Raw genomic sequence first — 15,137 nt, forward strand, 5'->3', positions numbered from 1 at the left:
GGGGCAACCTGCCGTCGCGCTCGATGCGTCACTACCGTCAGCAAGCTTCGAGGAGGCAACTCACGTTGGCGGATAGGGCGATATTTCAAGATTTCGTGGCGACCCGGTCGGATCGGCTGCTGCGCACGGCGTACCTGCTGACCCACGACTGGGGGGTCGCGGAGGACCTGCTGCAGGAGTCACTGGCCAAGGCCTGGTTCGCCTGGCCGGGCATCGAGGAGCCCGAGGCGTACGTGCGCCGGGTCCTGGTGACCACGTACACGTCCTGGTGGCGGCGCAGGTGGCGCAGGGAACTGCCCAGCGACGACCTGCCCCACGGCGCGTCACATGACCCTCCCTGCGACGAGCGGGAGGAGCTGTGGCGGGCGGTCCGCCGCCTCCCGCCCCGGCAGCGCGCGGTGGTCGTGCTGCGCTTCTACGAAGACCTGCCGGTGGCCGAGGTGGCCACGGTCCTGGGCTGTCAGGAGGGCACGGTCAAGAGCCAGTGTGCCAAGGCGCTGGCCAAGCTGCGAGTGGACGAGTCGATCGTGAAGGAGTTGCACCGATGAGCGCGCACGACCTGCGTGACGTCCTGCGGGAGCGGGCCGAGGCGCCGGCTCCCGCCAACCCGCACCGGCACGACCAGATCCGCGCCCGCGTCCGCAGGGCACGCATCCGTAGGAGGGTCCTGGCCGGTACGGCGGTGGCGGCGGCCGCGGTGCTCGGCGTCTCCCTCATCCCAGGCGCGGCCGATGTCCCCGCCAGGGAGATCACCGCGGCGGCCGGGCCGGCGTCCTCGCTGCCCGAGACGTTCACCTCCGGCGACGGCACCGAGTACCGGCGGGTGGCCACGGCCGAGCTGAAGGCCGAACCCGACCAGAAGACGTCGGTCACCGTTCCCGTCTCGGGCAAGCCGCTGGACGCGGCCGGGCTCTGCGCGGGCAAGCCCACCGGCCAGCCACCGCATATCCGCGTCAACGGCGAACTCCAGGAGGCCGGCTTCCTGAGGTGCGGGACGGACATGGAGCTCAAGCCGCTGGTCGTGCCGGAGGGTGCCACGGAGATCACCGTCACCTTCGACACCGTCACGTCCGGGTACGGCTGCGTGAGCGACAGGAAGGGCGGGAAGTGCAGGCCGCAGACGCCGCACCACGCCGCCTGGAGACTGGGTGTCTATGAGTGGACGCCGCCCGCCGAGCCGGTCGAGCCGGAGGAGCCCAGAGCGTTCCCCGCCAGGCTGGGCGGCATGAAACTGGCCGCGAAGTCCGCCGGCGTGTGGGACGACGACCGCTCCTTCGAACTCGTGGTCGAGAGCCCGGGAGGAAAGCTCGGCCTCGAACAGCTCTGCACGGGCGACCTGGCCGGGCGCATGTGGTTCACCTACCGGATCAACGGCGAGGACTCCGGTGTGACCGCGGACTGCGCCACCTGGAAGAGCGGGCCCTTCCCGCTGGCCATGGGAGAGACCACGGTGCCCAAGGGCGGGAAGGTGAGGATCACCGGGAAGGTGGGCCTGCGGGGTGAGGCCACCAACCGGCCGGTCCGCTGGTCGGTGGCGGCGTACGTGAAGTGACCGCGCCCTGACCGGCCGCCGTCGGCGGCCGGTCAGAACCGGTCGCGCAGTTCCCGCTTGAGCACCTTGCCCGAGGCGTTCTTGGGCAGCGACTCCACGAACACCACCCGCTTCGGCGTCTTGAAGGCGGCCAGCCGCTCCCGCAGGAACACGATCAGCTCGCCGGCCGTCACCCCGGCGCCCTCGCGCAGCACCACCGCGGCCGTCACCGCCTCGATCCACCGCTCGTTCCGCACGCCGAACACGGCCGCCTCCGCGACCTGCGGATGCTGGTAGATGGCCTCCTCCACCTCGCGGCTCGACACATTCTCGCCGCCCGACTTGATCATGTCCTTCTTCCTGTCGACCACCGACAGGTAGCCGTCGGCGTCCATGACGCCCAGGTCGCCGCTGTGGAACCAACCGCCGCGGAACGCCTCCTCCGTCTTGCCGGGGTCGTTCCAGTAGCCGAGCATGGCATGCGGGCTGCGGTGCACGATCTCGCCGACCACGCCGGGCGGCACCGGCCTGTCCTCGTCGTCGACGATCCTGGTCTCGACGTTCAGGGCCGGCCTGCCCGCCGAGCCGAGCCGGGTGAGCTGCTCGTCGGGGCCGAGGATCGTGGCGACGGGCGCCATCTCGGTCTGGCCGTAGAAGTTGAACAGGCGCACCTCGGGCAGGCGGGTGGAGATCTCCTTCAGCACCTCCACGGGCATGATCGAGGCGCCGTAGTAGCCCTTGCGCAGCGACGACAGGTCACGGCGGGCGAAGTCGGGGTGGCGGAGCAGCCCGATCCAGACGGTGGGCGGGCAGAACACCTTCGTCGCGCGCTCGCCCTCGATCGTGGCCAGGATCACGGCCGGGGTTGCTCCCGGCAGGATGATGTTGGTGGCGCCCAGGTAGATGCCGGGTGTGAGGAAACAGTGCAGTTGCGCGCAGTGGTAGAGAGGCAGCGCGTGCACCTCGACGTCGTCAGGACTCATCTCGCCGTCGACGACGCACGTGACGTACTGTGAGATCAAACTGCGGCTCGACAGCATGGCGCCCTTGGGGCGCGACTCGGTGCCGCTGGTGTACATGAGCTGGACCGGGTCGTCGTCGGCGATGTCGGCCTGCGGCTCCGACGCGTCGTCGCAGGCCTCCCAGTCGGCGAACGCCTCCCATTCACCGGCCGCCGTGCCGATCACCCCGCGTACGGCGACCCGCGGGCCCGCCGCCGCGGCGGCCACCGGCAGCAGCGCCTCCTCCACCAGCATCCCGGTCGCGCCGGAATGCTGCAGGATGTACGCGACCTCGTCGCTCCCGAGCATGAAGTTGATCGGCACGGAGATCGCGCCCAGCCGGGCCAGCGCGAAATACGCGACCACGAACGCGTGGTTGTTGTGGCTCAGCACCGCGAACCGGTCGCCCTTGCCGACGCCGCGCGCCGCCAGCGCGTTGGCCGTGCGATTGACCGTCAGGTCGAGGTCGGCGTAGTTCTGCCGCACGTCGCCGTAGACGATGGCGGTCTTGGCGGGGTGGCGGGCGGCCGAGCGCCGCAGCAGGTCACCGATGGCATGCCGGCGGATCATGGGATGTCCTCCAGTCGCGCAGAACCAAGTTCGGGTGATCCTAACCGTTTTCTCCCCTTTCGCGCCTGCGCGGCGGCGCCGATGGCGGGCATAGAGGGTGGTCATGAGGGAATCCGCTGACGTAACGATGTCATCTCAGCACACGGAGACGCTCACCCGTCCCATCCGAGAGAGGCCGCGCCACCGCCATGCCGCCCATCCCAGAGCTCATGCACCGCACGTTCTTCCGCGCCCTGTCGCTGCTCCCGCCGCAGGCCCAGGGCATGGTCCTCGGCCGTTTCTTCGACTGGCGGCACCGCGTGCCCGACCCGTGGAGATTGTCGACCGACACCTACGAGCGGCAGAAGTACGAGGCCACGCTGGAGCACGTGCCGCGCAGGCCGTACCGACGCATCATCGAGGTGGGGTGCGCCGAGGGCGCGTTCACCCGCACGCTGGCGGCGGCCTATCCGGAGGCGCAGATCGTCGGCGTGGACGTCTCCGCGCGGGCGCTCGCGCGGGCGCGCCGGCGGGTCCCCGGCGGCGGGCGGGTGCGCTTCGTCCAGGCCGACATCCTCACCCATGTGCCCGAGCAGCGCTTCGACCTGGTGTTCTGCTCGGAGACCCTCTACTACCTGGGCCGTCCCGACCGCCTGCGCCAGGTCAGCGCCCGTCTGGCCGGGTTGCTCGTGCCCGGCGACGGAGTGCTGGTGACCGTGCACCCCTGGCCGGAGGCCGGGCGGCTGCACCGCTATCTCGACGCCGACGCGGCGCTGTCGCGGCTGGCCGAGGAGGTCTATCCGGCGCCGCCCCGCCCGTACGCCGTCACGATCTACACGACGAGGGCCGGCCCGCCGCCCGCGTGAGTCAGGGCGGGACGCCGGTGGTGCTTCCCGGCCGTCCCGAAGGGCGGCGGTCGAGGGCCTGGGCCCATTTGACGGCCACGGCGGCCACCTGGACGAGCTCGGCCCGCAACCGGCCGGGCTCGGTCTCCGCGAACGCCTCCAGCACCTCCTCCGCCAGGATGTGCCGCCACGTCAGCGCCCCTTCGCGGGCGGCCGTGTCCGTCGCGTGCCGGGCCACGCCGGACTCGGCCACCGCCCTGTCCCCGCCGGTCCCGTCAGGCAGGACCTGCGTGCCCCACCGCGCGTCCTGCGCCGCCCGTTCCGCCGCCACGTCCGCGAGCACCTTCGCCAGCGAGCCCGGCACGCCCGCATCTCCGTCCTGAGTCATCACCCCAGTCTGTCCCCCTCACGAGCGGGTCGCTCGCCTCGGAAACCCGGGCCCAGGTCCGTCAGCCCGGCGCACACGTGGTCCCTGAACGCCCGCGCCGCCGGGGTCAGCCGCTCGCCCGCCGGCCAGCTCACGCCGATCGTCCTGAACACCGGCGGCGACAGCGGGATCTCCACGACCCCCGGGACGGAGCCGGGCGGCCCGGAGCGCGGCAGGATCGCCACCCCCAGCCCTCCGCGAGCGCGGCGAGGCGGCGGCTCGCGGTCGGCTGGGGGATGCCGAGCAGCTCGGCCGCGCGGGTCACGTGCCCGGTCTCGCCGACGGTTGCGATCAGCGCCAGGTCGGAGGCGAGGCGGGCGGCCAGCTGCTCGTAATCATTCATCAGAGCATGAATCATCCCCCATTCCTGTATTGGACGTATCTATGGGTCGCTGCCTAGCGTGGCGCGGGTGGTGGTCGGTCAGGCTCAGGAGCTGCCCGCGGCCACGCGGCGGGTCAGCGCGGCCGTCGCGGCCGCCGGAGTGTCGTCGTTCGCCCTGCTGTACGCGCCCCAGCCCGTGCTGCCGCACCTCGCCGGGGAGTACCGGCTGGATCCAGGAAGCGCGACGCTGGCGATCGGCGTGGCCACGACCGCGCTCGCCGTGACGGTGCTGCCGCTGGCCTGGCTGGCCGGGGTGGCCGGGCGGCGGCGGGTGATCCTCTGGTCGGTGCTCGTGTCGGCGGCCGTCGGGCTGGTGCTGCCGCTGGCTCCGTCGTTCCCCGTGCTGCTGGCGCTGCGTGCGGTCCAGGGGGTGGCGATCGCCGGCTTCGCCGGGGTGGCGGCGGCGTACCTGGCCGACCGGCTGGGCACGGCGCGGCTGCCCGGCGCGGTGGGCGCGATGATCGCGGGCAACACGGTGGGCGGAATGCTCGGGCGGCTGGGCGCCGGATTCGCCGCCGAGCCGCTGGGCTGGCAGGGGGCGTTGTTCGCCGTGGCGGGGGTCTCCCTGCTGTGCGCGTTGTTCACCGCCCTGGCCCTCCCCCGCGACCCGACCCCGCGGCCGCAGGAGAAGGCCCCGACGCCCGGGGAGACGCCGGGTCCGACGGCCCCGGACGCGCGTACCGGCGGGCGGCTGGTGGCGGCCTACGCCGTCGGGGCGCTGGGCATGGGGGCGTTCGTGGCGTTGTACAACGCCGCCGGGTTCCGCCTGTCCGCGCCGCCCATCTCGCTCAGCACCGCCGCCGCCTCCCTGGTCTTCCTCGCCTACGCCATGGGCACCGCCTCCTCGGCCGCCGCCGGTCGGATGGCCGCCCGCCTCGGACGTACGCCAGCCCTCCTCGCGGCGCTGCTGGTCACCGTGGCCGGCGCCGTCATGACCGCGCATCCGGCGCTGCCGCTCGTCGTGCTCGGCTTCGCCGTGCTGACCGCCGGGTTCTTCGCCGCGCACGCCATCGCCAACGCCCGGGTCGCCGCCGACGCCCCGCCGCGCGCCCGCGGCAGGGCCGCCGGAATGTACACCCTGGCGTACTACCTGGGCAGCGGCGTGGGCGGCACCGCGGGCGGCGTCGTGTACGGCCACGCGGGCTGGACCTGGCTGGTGGTCGTGACGTCGGCCTGGTTGCTGCTGGCGGGTGCGGCCGTGCTCCTGTCGCGCTTCCTCCCACGGGCAGGCGGAGCGGCGCGGGTCAGGCGGTGAGGTCGCGTTCGAGGGCGTCGGCGAGCCACAGGTGGGTCGAGCCGAGCGTGGCCTTCTCCCCGCTGACCTCGCTCACGAGCCGCCAGTAGCGGCGGAAGCGCGGGTCGCGGTCGGGTTGCACGTTGGCCAGCAGCTCGCGCCGGAACCCCTGGGTGTCGCGGACGCCCCGTACGGCGGCGTGCACCGCGACGTACCGGTCCAGCTCGGGGCCGGGCCGCGGCGCCTCCCCCGCGACCACGAGCGGCTCGACCAGCGCGCACGCCTCGCCGACGCCGTACATCAGCTCGTCCTCGTCGTGAATCTCCTTCAGGTTCTCCAGCGCCCGGCCGCGCAGGAGGCGCGTCAGCGACCGGTCGGCGACCAGGGCGACCAGCTCGGCGTACGCGACCACCTGGGGCACGGCCGGATCGGCGGGCGGCGCGGGCACGACCAGGTCCACGAACGCGCTGGCCAACTTGCCGGAGGCGGGGATGGCCACCATCTGGCGCCGCCAGAAGGCGGCCAGCGCGTCGCGGGCGGCGGCGCCGTCCTCCACCGCGGCCAGCAGCTCCAGCCGGGCTGCCCTCTCGGCCGGCCCCGCCTCCTCGACGGCGCGCAGCGCGGCCCGCCGCCAGGCCAGTTCGGCGAGCCGGACGTCGAGGGCCGCCCGCTCCTCCGCCACCGCCTCCGCCACGGAACGCTCCCCGGCCAGCACGCGCGCGATCGCGGCCAGCCCCAGGCCTAGCCCGCGCAGCCGCCTGACCATGCCGAGCCGCTCCACCGCGGCGCTGTCGAACCTGCGGTGCCCGCCGACCGTCCGCACCGACGCGATGATGCCCTCGTCGCAGTAGTAGCGGATCGTCCGCACGGGCACGCCGGTCAGCGCCGCCAGGTCGCCGATCCCCAGCGTGTCGTCGCTCACAGGCACTTGAACCTCCACCCGACTGGAGTTTCTACGGTAGCGGTGTACCTGTTGAGAGGAGTTCTCGCCCATGACGACATTGGACACCGCACGGCTCGCGGAGGGCTTGCGGGAGCGGACGGCGGGGTTCGCCCGCGCGGTCGCCGGCGGCGACCCGGACGCCCAGGTGCCGACCTGCCCCGAGTGGCGGCTGCGCGACCTGGCCGGTCACATCGGGCACGCCCACCGGTGGACGGCCGAGCTGGTGCGCCAGGAAGCGGACACACCCATCGCCGCCCCCGCCGCGGACGACCCCGGTCCTCAGGACACGTGGGAGCGGTGGCTGACGGAGGGAGCGGAGAAGGTGATCGACGCGGTCCAGGAGGCGCCGGCCGGCGCCCGGGTCTGGTCGATGGCGGGGCCGACGCCGCCGATGTTCTGGTTGCGCAGGATGCTGGGCGACACCGTCATCCACCACTACGACGCGGCGGCCACGACCGGCGCCCCGTTCGACGTCGCCGACGACCTGGCGGCCGACGTGATCTCCGAGGGCATGGGGCTGCTCGCGGAGCCGTCCGCGGTGCGGTTCAAGCCCGAGTTGGCCGAACTGCGCGGCCGGGGCGAGACGATCGTGATCCGGCCGGACTCGGGGCAGGGCTGGGTGATCACGAGGACGCCGGAGGGAATCCGTTGCGAGCGCGGGGACGGTGACGGCGACGTCGTGGTGTCGGGCCCGGTGACGGAGCTCATGCTCGTGTTCACCCGGCGCGTGCCTGCCCGCGACGTCACGGGCGACCGCGCGCTGCTCGACCACTGGCTCACGCACACCGCGTTCTAGCCCTCCTGAAGCGGGTCAGAGTTCGACGTGGGTGTCCGGGTTGCCGCCGAGCCGCCCGTCGTTGTCGAGCTCGGCCATCCTGGCCATCTCCTCGTCCGTCAGGCTGAAGTCGAACACGTCCAGGTTCTGCCGCATCCGTTCGGGGTGGGCCGACTTGGGGATCGGCACGGCGCCGAGCTGCAGGTGCCAGCGGAGCACGATCTGCGCGGGGGTGCGCGCGTGGGCGGTGGCGAGGTCGGCGACGACGGGCTCGTCGAGGAGCTTGGAGCCGCGGCCGAGCGGGCTCCACGACTCGGTGACGATGCCGTGCTCGGCGTGCCAGGCGCGCAGCTCGCGCTGCGCGAAGCCGGGGTGCAACTCGACCTGGTTGACGGCGGGCAGCACGCCGGTCTCCTCGGCCAGCCGCCGCATCTGGGCCGGCGTGAAGTTGGAGACGCCGATCGAGCGGGCCAGTCCCTGCTCGCGCAGGTCGGCGAAGGCGCGCCAGGTGTCGACGTAGAGGTCGCGTCCGGGCAGCGGCCAGTGGATCAGGTACAGGTCCACGTAGTCGAGGCCGAGTCTGGCCCGGCTCTCCTCGAAGCCGCGCATGGCCGCGTCGTAGCCGTGGTGGGACCCGCGCAGCTTCGTGGTGATGAACAGGTCATCGCGGGCCACGCCCGCCTCGGCCACGGCGGCTCCCACCCCGGCCTCGTTGCCGTAGCTGGCGGCGGTGTCGATCAGCCGGTAGCCGAGCGATATGGCGTGTCTCACGGCCTGATGGGCTCCGTCGTCGTTCATGGGCCACGTGCCCAGACCGAGACGCGGCATCGGGCGGCCGTCGCAAAGCATGATGGTCATGGCCACATCCTTGCCCGATGCCCACCCGAAACAACCACCTTTGTCGCATTCGTACCAGTGCGGCTCGCGTGGACGGCCGGGGCCCTCAGCCCTCCAGGTAGCGCAGGATGGCCAGCACCCGGCAGCTGTAGCCGGGGTCGCGGGGCAGGTCGAGCTTGTCCATGATGGCGTTGACGTGCTTCTCCACGGTGCTGAGCGAGACGTGCAGGCGCTCGGCGATGGCGGCGTTGACGTAGCCCTGCGCCAGGTGCCGCAGCACCTCGCCCTCACGCGGGCTCAGCCGGCTCAGCGGGTCGGTGTGGGTGGTGCGGGCCAGCAGCTGGCGCACCACCTCCGGGTCGAACGCCGTGCCGCCCGTCCGCACCCGCTCCAGCGCGTCGAGGAACTCGCCCACCTCGGAGACCCGGTCCTTCAGCAGGTAGCCGAGCCCTTCGGCGGGCCCGGCCAGCAGCCTGGCCGCGTAGCGCTGCTCGACGTACTGCGACAGGACGAGCATGCCGACGCCCGGCAGGCGGCCGCGGAGCTCCAGCGCCGCGCGCAGCCCTTCGTCCTTGTGCGTCGGAGGCATCCGCACGTCGACCACGGCCACGTCGGGCCGGTGGCGCTCGACGGCGTCGAGCAGCGAGGGGGCGTCGCCGACGGCGGCGACCACCTCGTGGCCCGCGTCGTCGAGCAGCCGGGTCAGCCCTTCGCGCAGCAGCACGGAGTCGTCGGCCAGGATCAGCCGCACGGCGGCGCCTTGGGCAGCGACGCGGTGATCCTGGTGGGGCCGCCGGGCGGGCTGTCCACGGCGAACGTGCCGTCGAGGGCCATCACGCGCCTGGCCAGCCCCGACAGGCCGCCGCCCGAAGGGTCGGCGCCGCCCTCGCCATCGTCGGAGATCGCCACCCTCACCACCTGTTCGTCCTCGTCCAGCACCACCAGGATGTCACGGGCGCCGGCGTGCTTGACCGCGTTCGTGATCGCCTCGCGGGCCACGAAGTAGAGCGCCGTCTCGACCTCGGATACGGGCCGGCCGCTCAACCTGTGGTGCACGGTCACCGGGACACTCGACCGTTCCGCGACGCCCGCCAGCGCGGCGTGCAGCCCCAGTTCGTCGAGGGCGGTCGGGTAGATCCGCCAGGCGACGCTGCGCAGCTCGTCGAGCAGTCGGCGCGACTCGGCGTAGGCCTGGGCGACCAGTTCGGCGGTGCGGTCGTGGTCTCGGGTGTGCTGTGCGCGGCCGAGCAGCATGGCCAGGGCCACACCGCGCTGCTGCACGCCGTCGTGCAGATCGCGCTCGATCCTGCGCCGTTCGTCGTCGACGGCCTTGACGATGCCCGAGCGGGTGGCGGTCAGCTCGGCGATCCGCCTGCGCATCAGCTCCTCGCCGCCCGGGCCGAGCAGGTGGGCGGCCAGGCGCCGTTCCAGCGCCGCCACCCCCACCACGAACAGGCCGGTCACCGCCAGCAGCGCGATCCCGCCGGTCAGGCCCAGCGTCCAGCCGCTGGTGACGAGCCGCACACCGGGCAGGTCGAGCGGCACCGTCTCCGACCCGCCCGTGACCAGCTCCCATGACCCGCCCGCCAGCAGCAGCCCGCCGACGAACAGTCCCGCCGCGCAGACGTAGCCGCTCACGACGCCCAGCGCGGCACGCGCGGCGAGGAACGCGTAACCGCCGTCGGGCCGCGCCGTCTCGTGCCCGAACCATCGCGACAACCTGGCCCGCTCGACGGCCACCAGCCGGTCCCGGCCCCTCGCCGCGAGCGGCCTGGCGGCCGGGACCAGCGCCGCGGGCCACGCCACGAGAAAGAACGCCAGCTCGGCGAGGCCGAGGACCATCCCCAGGAGGACCCCGGCCAGCAGACGGACCACCACGATCCCCGGCACGAGCGCGAGTCTAGGCGTCACGGCGGCGCAACACGGCGAGCCCGATCGCCAGGGCCGCCGCCGTCCAGACGAGCAGCCAGGCCAGGCCCTCCCCCGCGGAGTACGGGATCGGCCCGCCGGTCATGTTGGCCGTACTGCCCATGAAGGCCAGCCCGGCGAACGTCGGGAACCGCAGGGAGGCCTCCAGCGCCGGCGGGGCGCCCGTCATCAGCAGGAGCAGCGGCAGGCCCATGAGCAGCATGAACACCACGGTCAGCGTCCCGGCCGCGCTGCGCATCGCGGCCCCGATCCCCACGGTCATCACCGACACGAGCGCCAGGAACACCCCGGCTCCGAGCAGGTCGGGCACGAGCTCGCCGATCCGCGTCACCACCAGGCCCCCGAACACCTCCGCCGACAGCAGCACGTGGACGGCCGCCGCCGCCACCGCCCCGGACACCACCCCGGCCGCCAACATCACCGGCCCCACGACCAGCACCTTGGCCGCCAGTACGACGCCGCGGGCGGGAGTGGCCTGCAACGTCACCCGGATGCTCCCCGAGGCGTACTCCGACGTGATCACCAGCATCGCCGCCGCCACCATCGCGAACTGCACGAACGGCGTCGCGGACACCACCGGCTCGCCGGACGCCACCCGTACGCCCGCGCCGCCCTCGCGCAGCGCCTCGGTGGCCGTAGCGCCCCCCAGCGTCAGCGCGCTCAGCACCATGAGCACCAGCGCGCCGGCCAGGCACCACCACGTGGACCGCACCGACCACAACTTGCCCCACTCGGCGCCGACGGCCTGCCACAGCGTGCTCATGCTCCGCCCCTCCTCGCGCCGTACTCGACGCTGCCCGACGTCAGCTCCTGATAGGCCTGCTCCAGCGAGGCCTCACGGGTGCGCAGCTCGTGCAGGCGGATGCCCGCCTCGTACGCCAGGTCGCCGACCCGCTCGGTGGCGGCGCCGGTGGCCTCAAGCTCGTTCTCGCCCAGCCGCTCCACCGTGATCCCGGCGGCGCGCAGGCGTACGGCGAGGTCCCGCGCGTGCGGCGTGCGCACGAGCACGGCCGTGAGCGAGCTGCCCGCGATGACCTCGTCCAGCGGCGCGTCCGTGATGAGCCGGCCCTTGCCGATCACCACGAGGTGGTCGGCGGTGAGCTGCATCTCGCTCATCAGGTGGCTGGAGACGAACACCGTGCGCCCCTCGTCGGCCAGCGACCGCATGAGCCCGCGCACCCACCGCACGCCGTCCGGGTCGAGCCCGTTGACGGGCTCGTCGAACATCACCACCTCGGGATCGCCGAGCAGCGCCGCCGCGATGCCGAGCCGCTGGCTCATGCCCAGCGACAACGCGCCCGCGCGTCTGTGCGCCGCGCCCGCCATGCCGACCGTCTCCAGCACCTCGGTGACCCGCCGCCGCGGGATGCCGTTGCTGCGCGCCAGCGCCGCCAGGTGCGCCTGACCGCTGCGCCCCGGGTGCAGGGCGCGCGCGTCGAGCAGCGCGCCGACCGTGCGCAGCGGGTTCTTGATCTTCCGGTACGGGACGCCGCCGACCAGCGCCGTGCCGGAGGCAGGCCGGTCGAGGCCGAGGATCAGCCGCATGGTGGTCGACTTGCCTGCGCCGTTGGGACCGAGGAAGCCGGTCACCGTACCGGGTTTCAGCTCCAGCGACAGGTCGTCGACCGCGAGCCGGTCGCCGTACCGTTTGCTCAGGTTCTTCAGACTGATCACGCTGCCCCACGCTAGGCAGCCACCGCTCCGGCCACCATGGGGGCGATCCGCCGACCTTTATGGCGGAAAACCGTAAACCGTTTCATGACCGTGCAGGCCACCTGTAAGCGGCGGGCCCTACCCTTTTCTCTTCATGTGCAGCCGTAACGTCTGTGAGGTCGTGTGTTCGGAATCATCCGCCCCTGCGGTGACCATGGGTGCCCGTCGTTGCGTGCCGCGTGGCGGGCGCATCTGTGCGGGTTGTGCCTGACGTTGAGGGACGGGCACGGGCACGGGGCCCGGCTGACCACCAACTACGACACGCTGCTCCTGTCGGTGCTCACCGAGGCCCAGCTCCCGGCCGCCGCTCCGCGCCGCACGGCCGGGCCGTGCGCGTTGCGCGGTTTCCGCCCGGCCGAGGTGGTGGACGCGCGGGGCGAGGGGGCACGGCTGGCGGCGGCGGTCTCGCTCGTGCTGGCGGCCGGCAGGCTGCGCGACCACGTGGCCGACGGGGACGCCGCCTTCGGCACCGCCGCGGCCCGCCGCCGGCTGGCCGTCCGCTGGGAGGCCGGCGGTGCCCGGCTGGGCGCCGGCGTCGGCTTCGACACCGCCGTGCTGGCCGCGACCGTGGACCGCCAGCTCGACCTGGAACGCCTGGCCACCGCACCGCCCGCGTCCGACCCCCGGCACACCCCCGGACACGAACCGGATCACCACCCCGGACACGAACCAGGCCACCACCCCGGCCGCGACCCGGGACACGGCCCTGGACACGGCCCTGGACACGGCGCTGGGCCCGCGTGCGGTCTCAGTGTGCTCGATCTCACCGCGCCCGCGGAGGACGCGGTCGCGGCGGCGTTCGCGCACACGGCGGTGCTGGCCGGGCGACCGGGCAACGCCCCTGCCCTCGCGGAGGCGGGCCGGTTCTTCGGCCGGATCGCGCACCTGCTGGACGCGGCCGAGGACCAGCACGACGACGACGCGCGTGGAGCGTTCAACCCGCTGACCGCCACGGCCACCACGGCGGCCGAGGCCCGCCGGTTGTGCGACGACGCCGCGCACGGGCTCACCCTCGCGCTCACGGACCTGGAGCTGGCCGAGCGGCACCTGGTGGACGTCCTGCTCGGCACCGAGGTACGCCGGGCCGTGACCCGCACGTTCGGCTCCGCCACCGCCTCGTACGAGCGGCCCGGCTGGATCCGCAAGTCGGCGGCCGGCGTCGCGACGTTCTGGACCTGCGGGATGTGGCGGCCCCGGTGGAGCCGGCGGCGCGGCCGCCCGAGCGAGGAGCGCTGTTACCTGCGCAAGTGCGGGGACTGCTGTGACTGCGGCGACTGTGGCTGCTGCGACTGCTCCTGAGAGGGGCCGTCAGGATTCGGTGACGGTCCTCGCGATGTCGAAGGACCGTCCCGTCACGTCCTCCTCGGCCAGCCGGTACGCCTCCACGATGGCGTCGGTCAGCGCCTTCGAGCCCAGCCGCATGGCACGGGGGTCGATGTGCAGCGCGGCCAGCGACCCCTGAGGGGTGATCTCGACGGCGACCTGCCCGCCCGCGCTCTCGCCGCGCCCCCTGGTCTCCTGCAGCAGGCGGCTGACCTCCTCGAACTTGGCCGTCTGGGCGGCCATCTCGGCGAGCGCGCGGTCGAGTTCGGGGTCGCCCGTGGGCGGTGGTGTGGTCATCTCGCTCCTCGGTCAGCGCTTGAAGATGAACGCCCTCGGCGCGTGCGCCATCGCCGAGCGCAGAGACCCTGCCACGCTCAGCTCCCCGCTGATGACGAGCGGGTAGATGGTGGACGCCGAGACCGTGCGGCGGAAGAACCGGCCCGCCGAGCCGGTGCCCAGCAGCGTATCCGTGACCTTCGTCGCGGGGAAGAACCTGCGCACGTCGCTGAGGGCCTTGATGCCGCCGTTGTAGGCCAGTTCGGCGGCGAAGTGTTTGCCGGCGTACTCGAAGAGGTTGCCCATGGGCTGGCCGGTGGCGGCGGAGCTGGCCGCGTGCACGCCGGTCTTGAGCGCGGCCCACACCACGGAGTCGGCCAGCGCGTCGAGCCCTTCGCGTACCAGGTAGGTGCCGACGCGGCGCTTGCCGATCCGCTGTTCCAGGATCAGCTTGACGATCTTCTGGAAGAGGGTGCGCTCCAGTCTGGCCCTGGCGACCAGCATGTTGAACGCCCGCTGCCCCATCAGCCTGGCCGCCGGATAGACGAAGCCGAACATCATGGTGAAGGCGATGGCGGCCAGCTGGGTGCCGATGATCCACAACTGGTCCCGGTGCTTGTCGACCGCGTCGGCGTAGTCGTCGCATCCGTCTGCCAGCTCGCGCAGTTCCTCCTGCAGGGCCGCGTAGCGGGGAGCGAGCTCGTACGGCCACACGTCCGCGAACCGGTCGACGGCCCTGCTGTCGTTGCGCCTGCGCGCCGCATCGACGGCGTCTTCCGTGCGGCCGGCGGCCATGCCGATCGAGGCGGCCAGTTCGCGCAGGGCCTTGGCGCGCGCTCTCAGGTTGGACGTGTCGGCCCGGGGTACGTACACGCCGGCAAACCAGGCGAGCGCCTGGAACGGGTCGAACATCAGGCCCCTTCCATGGGCGGGGGCGGCTGCGGGATCGGCGGCGAGGCCAGGTCGGGGATGGGCGGAAGCGACCGGATGATCTCCCCCTCCAAGTACTCCCACAGCTGTTCGAAATCGCGCAGGCCGGTGGCCGAGATGAAGCTCTTGTCGGCGACGCGGCGCATGGATTCGGTCAGCCACTCGTAGCTGTCGGCGTACCATGCGGCGAACGCGTGGCCTTGTTCGTCGTCGCCGACCAGACCGGACGTGCCGGCCAGGTCCGAGGCGACGCGCTGCAACATCACCACGTCGTCGCCGGTCTTGTCGAAGAGCCAGGCGAGCTCGCGGATCGACCGCCATTCGATCTCGACCCGATCGTTGTGGTCCCGGGGCGAGCCGATCGCCTGCCCGCTCGGCGTGGGGGCCGGTGACGGGATGAGGCCGGGCCTGCTCTCCGAGGGGGACGGGGTGCCGCTGGGGG

General features: G+C 73.0%; 19 protein-coding genes. 6 read left to right on the forward strand and 13 right to left on the reverse strand.

Annotation, left to right across the window (positions count from 1 at the left end; genetic code table 11):
• Positions 1 to 23 precede the first annotated feature (23 nt).
• On the forward strand, positions 24 to 548 hold the full coding sequence (locus GUY59_RS16520) for a SigE family RNA polymerase sigma factor (RefSeq protein WP_138207456.1): 525 nt from the start codon (positions 24 to 26) through the stop codon (positions 546 to 548).
• A complete protein-coding gene (locus GUY59_RS16525; RefSeq protein WP_138207458.1) occupies positions 545 to 1,552 on the forward strand; it encodes a hypothetical protein in 1,008 nt (335 codons plus the stop codon). Before GUY59_RS16520 ends, GUY59_RS16525 begins: the two co-directional genes overlap by 4 nt.
• Positions 1,553 to 1,584: 32 nt before the next feature.
• On the opposite strand, the gene GUY59_RS16530 is transcribed toward GUY59_RS16525, so the two are convergent.
• Positions 1,585 to 3,102, reverse strand: a complete 1,518-nt coding sequence (locus GUY59_RS16530) for an acyl-CoA synthetase (RefSeq protein WP_138207460.1) — start codon at positions 3,100 to 3,102, stop codon at positions 1,585 to 1,587.
• A gap of 188 nt (positions 3,103 to 3,290) precedes the next feature.
• Between GUY59_RS16530 and GUY59_RS16535 the strand changes: the two genes are divergently transcribed.
• On the forward strand, positions 3,291 to 3,947 hold the full coding sequence (locus tag GUY59_RS16535) for a class I SAM-dependent methyltransferase (RefSeq protein WP_138207462.1): 657 nt from the start codon (positions 3,291 to 3,293) through the stop codon (positions 3,945 to 3,947).
• A 1-nt stretch (position 3,948) separates the two neighbouring features.
• Here the strand turns inward: GUY59_RS16535 and GUY59_RS16540 are convergent, their stop codons facing one another.
• Genes GUY59_RS16540 through GUY59_RS51355 form a run of 3 tightly spaced genes read right to left on the reverse strand, consistent with a single transcriptional unit; the run spans position 3,949 to position 4,711 of the window.
• Positions 3,949 to 4,314: a hypothetical protein gene (locus tag GUY59_RS16540; RefSeq protein ID WP_138207464.1), complete on the reverse strand. Its 366-nt coding sequence runs from the start codon at positions 4,312 to 4,314 to the stop codon at positions 3,949 to 3,951.
• Positions 4,314 to 4,544, reverse strand: coding sequence for a LysR substrate-binding domain-containing protein (locus tag GUY59_RS16545; protein ID WP_138207470.1), 231 nt, complete (start codon positions 4,542 to 4,544; stop codon positions 4,314 to 4,316). Before GUY59_RS16545 ends, GUY59_RS16540 begins: the two co-directional genes overlap by 1 nt.
• On the reverse strand, positions 4,445 to 4,711 hold the full coding sequence (locus GUY59_RS51355; protein WP_138207466.1) for a helix-turn-helix domain-containing protein: 267 nt from the start codon (positions 4,709 to 4,711) through the stop codon (positions 4,445 to 4,447). The genes GUY59_RS16545 and GUY59_RS51355 overlap by 100 nt, the downstream gene beginning before the upstream one ends.
• Before the next feature lie 52 nt (positions 4,712 to 4,763).
• Here GUY59_RS51355 and GUY59_RS16555 point away from each other — a divergent pair, with 52 nt between their 5' ends.
• A complete protein-coding gene (locus tag GUY59_RS16555; RefSeq protein WP_330849169.1) occupies positions 4,764 to 5,990 on the forward strand; it encodes an MFS transporter in 1,227 nt (408 codons plus the stop codon).
• On the opposite strand, the gene GUY59_RS16560 is transcribed toward GUY59_RS16555, so the two are convergent.
• Positions 5,980 to 6,897 (reverse strand): MerR family transcriptional regulator, encoded by a 918-nt coding sequence (locus GUY59_RS16560; RefSeq protein ID WP_201760950.1) that lies wholly within the window; start codon positions 6,895 to 6,897, stop codon positions 5,980 to 5,982. The genes GUY59_RS16555 and GUY59_RS16560 overlap by 11 nt on opposite strands.
• A 64-nt stretch (positions 6,898 to 6,961) precedes the next feature.
• Between GUY59_RS16560 and GUY59_RS16565 the strand changes: the two genes are divergently transcribed.
• Positions 6,962 to 7,708 (forward strand): maleylpyruvate isomerase family mycothiol-dependent enzyme, encoded by a 747-nt coding sequence (locus GUY59_RS16565; RefSeq protein ID WP_201760951.1) that lies wholly within the window; start codon positions 6,962 to 6,964, stop codon positions 7,706 to 7,708.
• Between the two features lie 15 nt (positions 7,709 to 7,723).
• Here GUY59_RS16565 and GUY59_RS16570 read toward each other — a convergent pair whose 3' ends face one another.
• The 5 genes from GUY59_RS16570 to GUY59_RS16590 all read right to left on the reverse strand — a co-directional run bounded on the left by GUY59_RS16570 (position 7,724) and on the right by GUY59_RS16590 (position 12,127).
• The gene (locus GUY59_RS16570) at positions 7,724 to 8,545 is read right to left on the reverse strand and encodes an aldo/keto reductase (RefSeq protein ID WP_138208181.1); all 822 of its coding nucleotides are present in this window, start codon (positions 8,543 to 8,545) and stop codon (positions 7,724 to 7,726) included.
• Between the two features lie 85 nt (positions 8,546 to 8,630).
• Positions 8,631 to 9,275: a response regulator gene (locus GUY59_RS16575; RefSeq protein ID WP_138208180.1), complete on the reverse strand. Its 645-nt coding sequence runs from the start codon at positions 9,273 to 9,275 to the stop codon at positions 8,631 to 8,633.
• Entirely contained in the window at positions 9,266 to 10,414 is a 1,149-nt protein-coding gene (locus tag GUY59_RS16580; RefSeq protein WP_252375232.1) for a sensor histidine kinase, read from the reverse strand. Before GUY59_RS16580 ends, GUY59_RS16575 begins: the two co-directional genes overlap by 10 nt.
• A gap of 10 nt (positions 10,415 to 10,424) precedes the next feature.
• The gene (locus tag GUY59_RS16585; RefSeq protein WP_138208179.1) at positions 10,425 to 11,216 is read right to left on the reverse strand and encodes an ABC transporter; all 792 of its coding nucleotides are present in this window, start codon (positions 11,214 to 11,216) and stop codon (positions 10,425 to 10,427) included.
• Positions 11,213 to 12,127: an ATP-binding cassette domain-containing protein gene (locus GUY59_RS16590; RefSeq protein ID WP_138208178.1), complete on the reverse strand. Its 915-nt coding sequence runs from the start codon at positions 12,125 to 12,127 to the stop codon at positions 11,213 to 11,215. Before GUY59_RS16590 ends, GUY59_RS16585 begins: the two co-directional genes overlap by 4 nt.
• 207 nt (positions 12,128 to 12,334) lie before the next feature.
• Here GUY59_RS16590 and GUY59_RS16595 point away from each other — a divergent pair, with 207 nt between their 5' ends.
• On the forward strand, positions 12,335 to 13,465 hold the full coding sequence (locus tag GUY59_RS16595; protein ID WP_138208177.1) for a DUF5685 family protein: 1,131 nt from the start codon (positions 12,335 to 12,337) through the stop codon (positions 13,463 to 13,465).
• Positions 13,466 to 13,474: 9 nt separating this feature from the next.
• Here the strand turns inward: GUY59_RS16595 and GUY59_RS16600 are convergent, their stop codons facing one another.
• The 3 genes from GUY59_RS16600 to GUY59_RS16610 form a co-directional block, all read right to left on the reverse strand.
• Complete coding sequence (locus tag GUY59_RS16600) at positions 13,475 to 13,786, reverse strand: YbaB/EbfC family nucleoid-associated protein (protein WP_138208176.1); 312 nt, start codon at positions 13,784 to 13,786, stop codon at positions 13,475 to 13,477.
• A gap of 12 nt (positions 13,787 to 13,798) precedes the next feature.
• Entirely contained in the window at positions 13,799 to 14,677 is an 879-nt protein-coding gene (locus GUY59_RS16605) for a WXG100-like domain-containing protein (RefSeq protein WP_138208175.1), read from the reverse strand.
• On the reverse strand, positions 14,677 to 15,137 hold a 461-nt coding region (locus GUY59_RS16610), incomplete at its 5' end, for a hypothetical protein (protein WP_201760952.1). The genes GUY59_RS16610 and GUY59_RS16605, both read right to left, overlap by 1 nt.

Source organism: Nonomuraea sp. K271 (genome assembly GCF_009908215.1).
Classification (GTDB): domain Bacteria; phylum Actinomycetota; class Actinomycetes; order Streptosporangiales; family Streptosporangiaceae; genus Nonomuraea; species Nonomuraea longispora.

What these genes read in the sequence shown, in the direction of transcription:
- GUY59_RS16520 (WP_138207456.1), top strand. Translation starts at nt 24, where the DNA reads ATGCGTCACTACCGTCAGCAAGCTTCGAGGAGGCAACTCACGTTGGCG.
- GUY59_RS16525 (WP_138207458.1), top strand. Translation starts at nt 545, where the DNA reads ATGAGCGCGCACGACCTGCGTGACGTCCTGCGGGAGCGGGCCGAGGCG.
- GUY59_RS16530 (WP_138207460.1), bottom strand. Translation starts at nt 3,102, where the DNA reads ATGATCCGCCGGCATGCCATCGGTGACCTGCTGCGGCGCTCGGCCGCC.
- GUY59_RS16535 (WP_138207462.1), top strand. Translation starts at nt 3,291, where the DNA reads ATGCCGCCCATCCCAGAGCTCATGCACCGCACGTTCTTCCGCGCCCTG.
- GUY59_RS16540 (WP_138207464.1), bottom strand. Translation starts at nt 4,314, where the DNA reads ATGACTCAGGACGGAGATGCGGGCGTGCCGGGCTCGCTGGCGAAGGTG.
- GUY59_RS51355 (WP_138207466.1), bottom strand. Translation starts at nt 4,711, where the DNA reads ATGATTCATGCTCTGATGAATGATTACGAGCAGCTGGCCGCCCGCCTC.
- GUY59_RS16565 (WP_201760951.1), top strand. Translation starts at nt 6,962, where the DNA reads ATGACGACATTGGACACCGCACGGCTCGCGGAGGGCTTGCGGGAGCGG.
- GUY59_RS16570 (WP_138208181.1), bottom strand. Translation starts at nt 8,545, where the DNA reads ATGACCATCATGCTTTGCGACGGCCGCCCGATGCCGCGTCTCGGTCTG.
- GUY59_RS16585 (WP_138208179.1), bottom strand. Translation starts at nt 11,216, where the DNA reads ATGAGCACGCTGTGGCAGGCCGTCGGCGCCGAGTGGGGCAAGTTGTGG.
- GUY59_RS16600 (WP_138208176.1), bottom strand. Translation starts at nt 13,786, where the DNA reads ATGACCACACCACCGCCCACGGGCGACCCCGAACTCGACCGCGCGCTC.
- GUY59_RS16605 (WP_138208175.1), bottom strand. Translation starts at nt 14,677, where the DNA reads ATGTTCGACCCGTTCCAGGCGCTCGCCTGGTTTGCCGGCGTGTACGTA.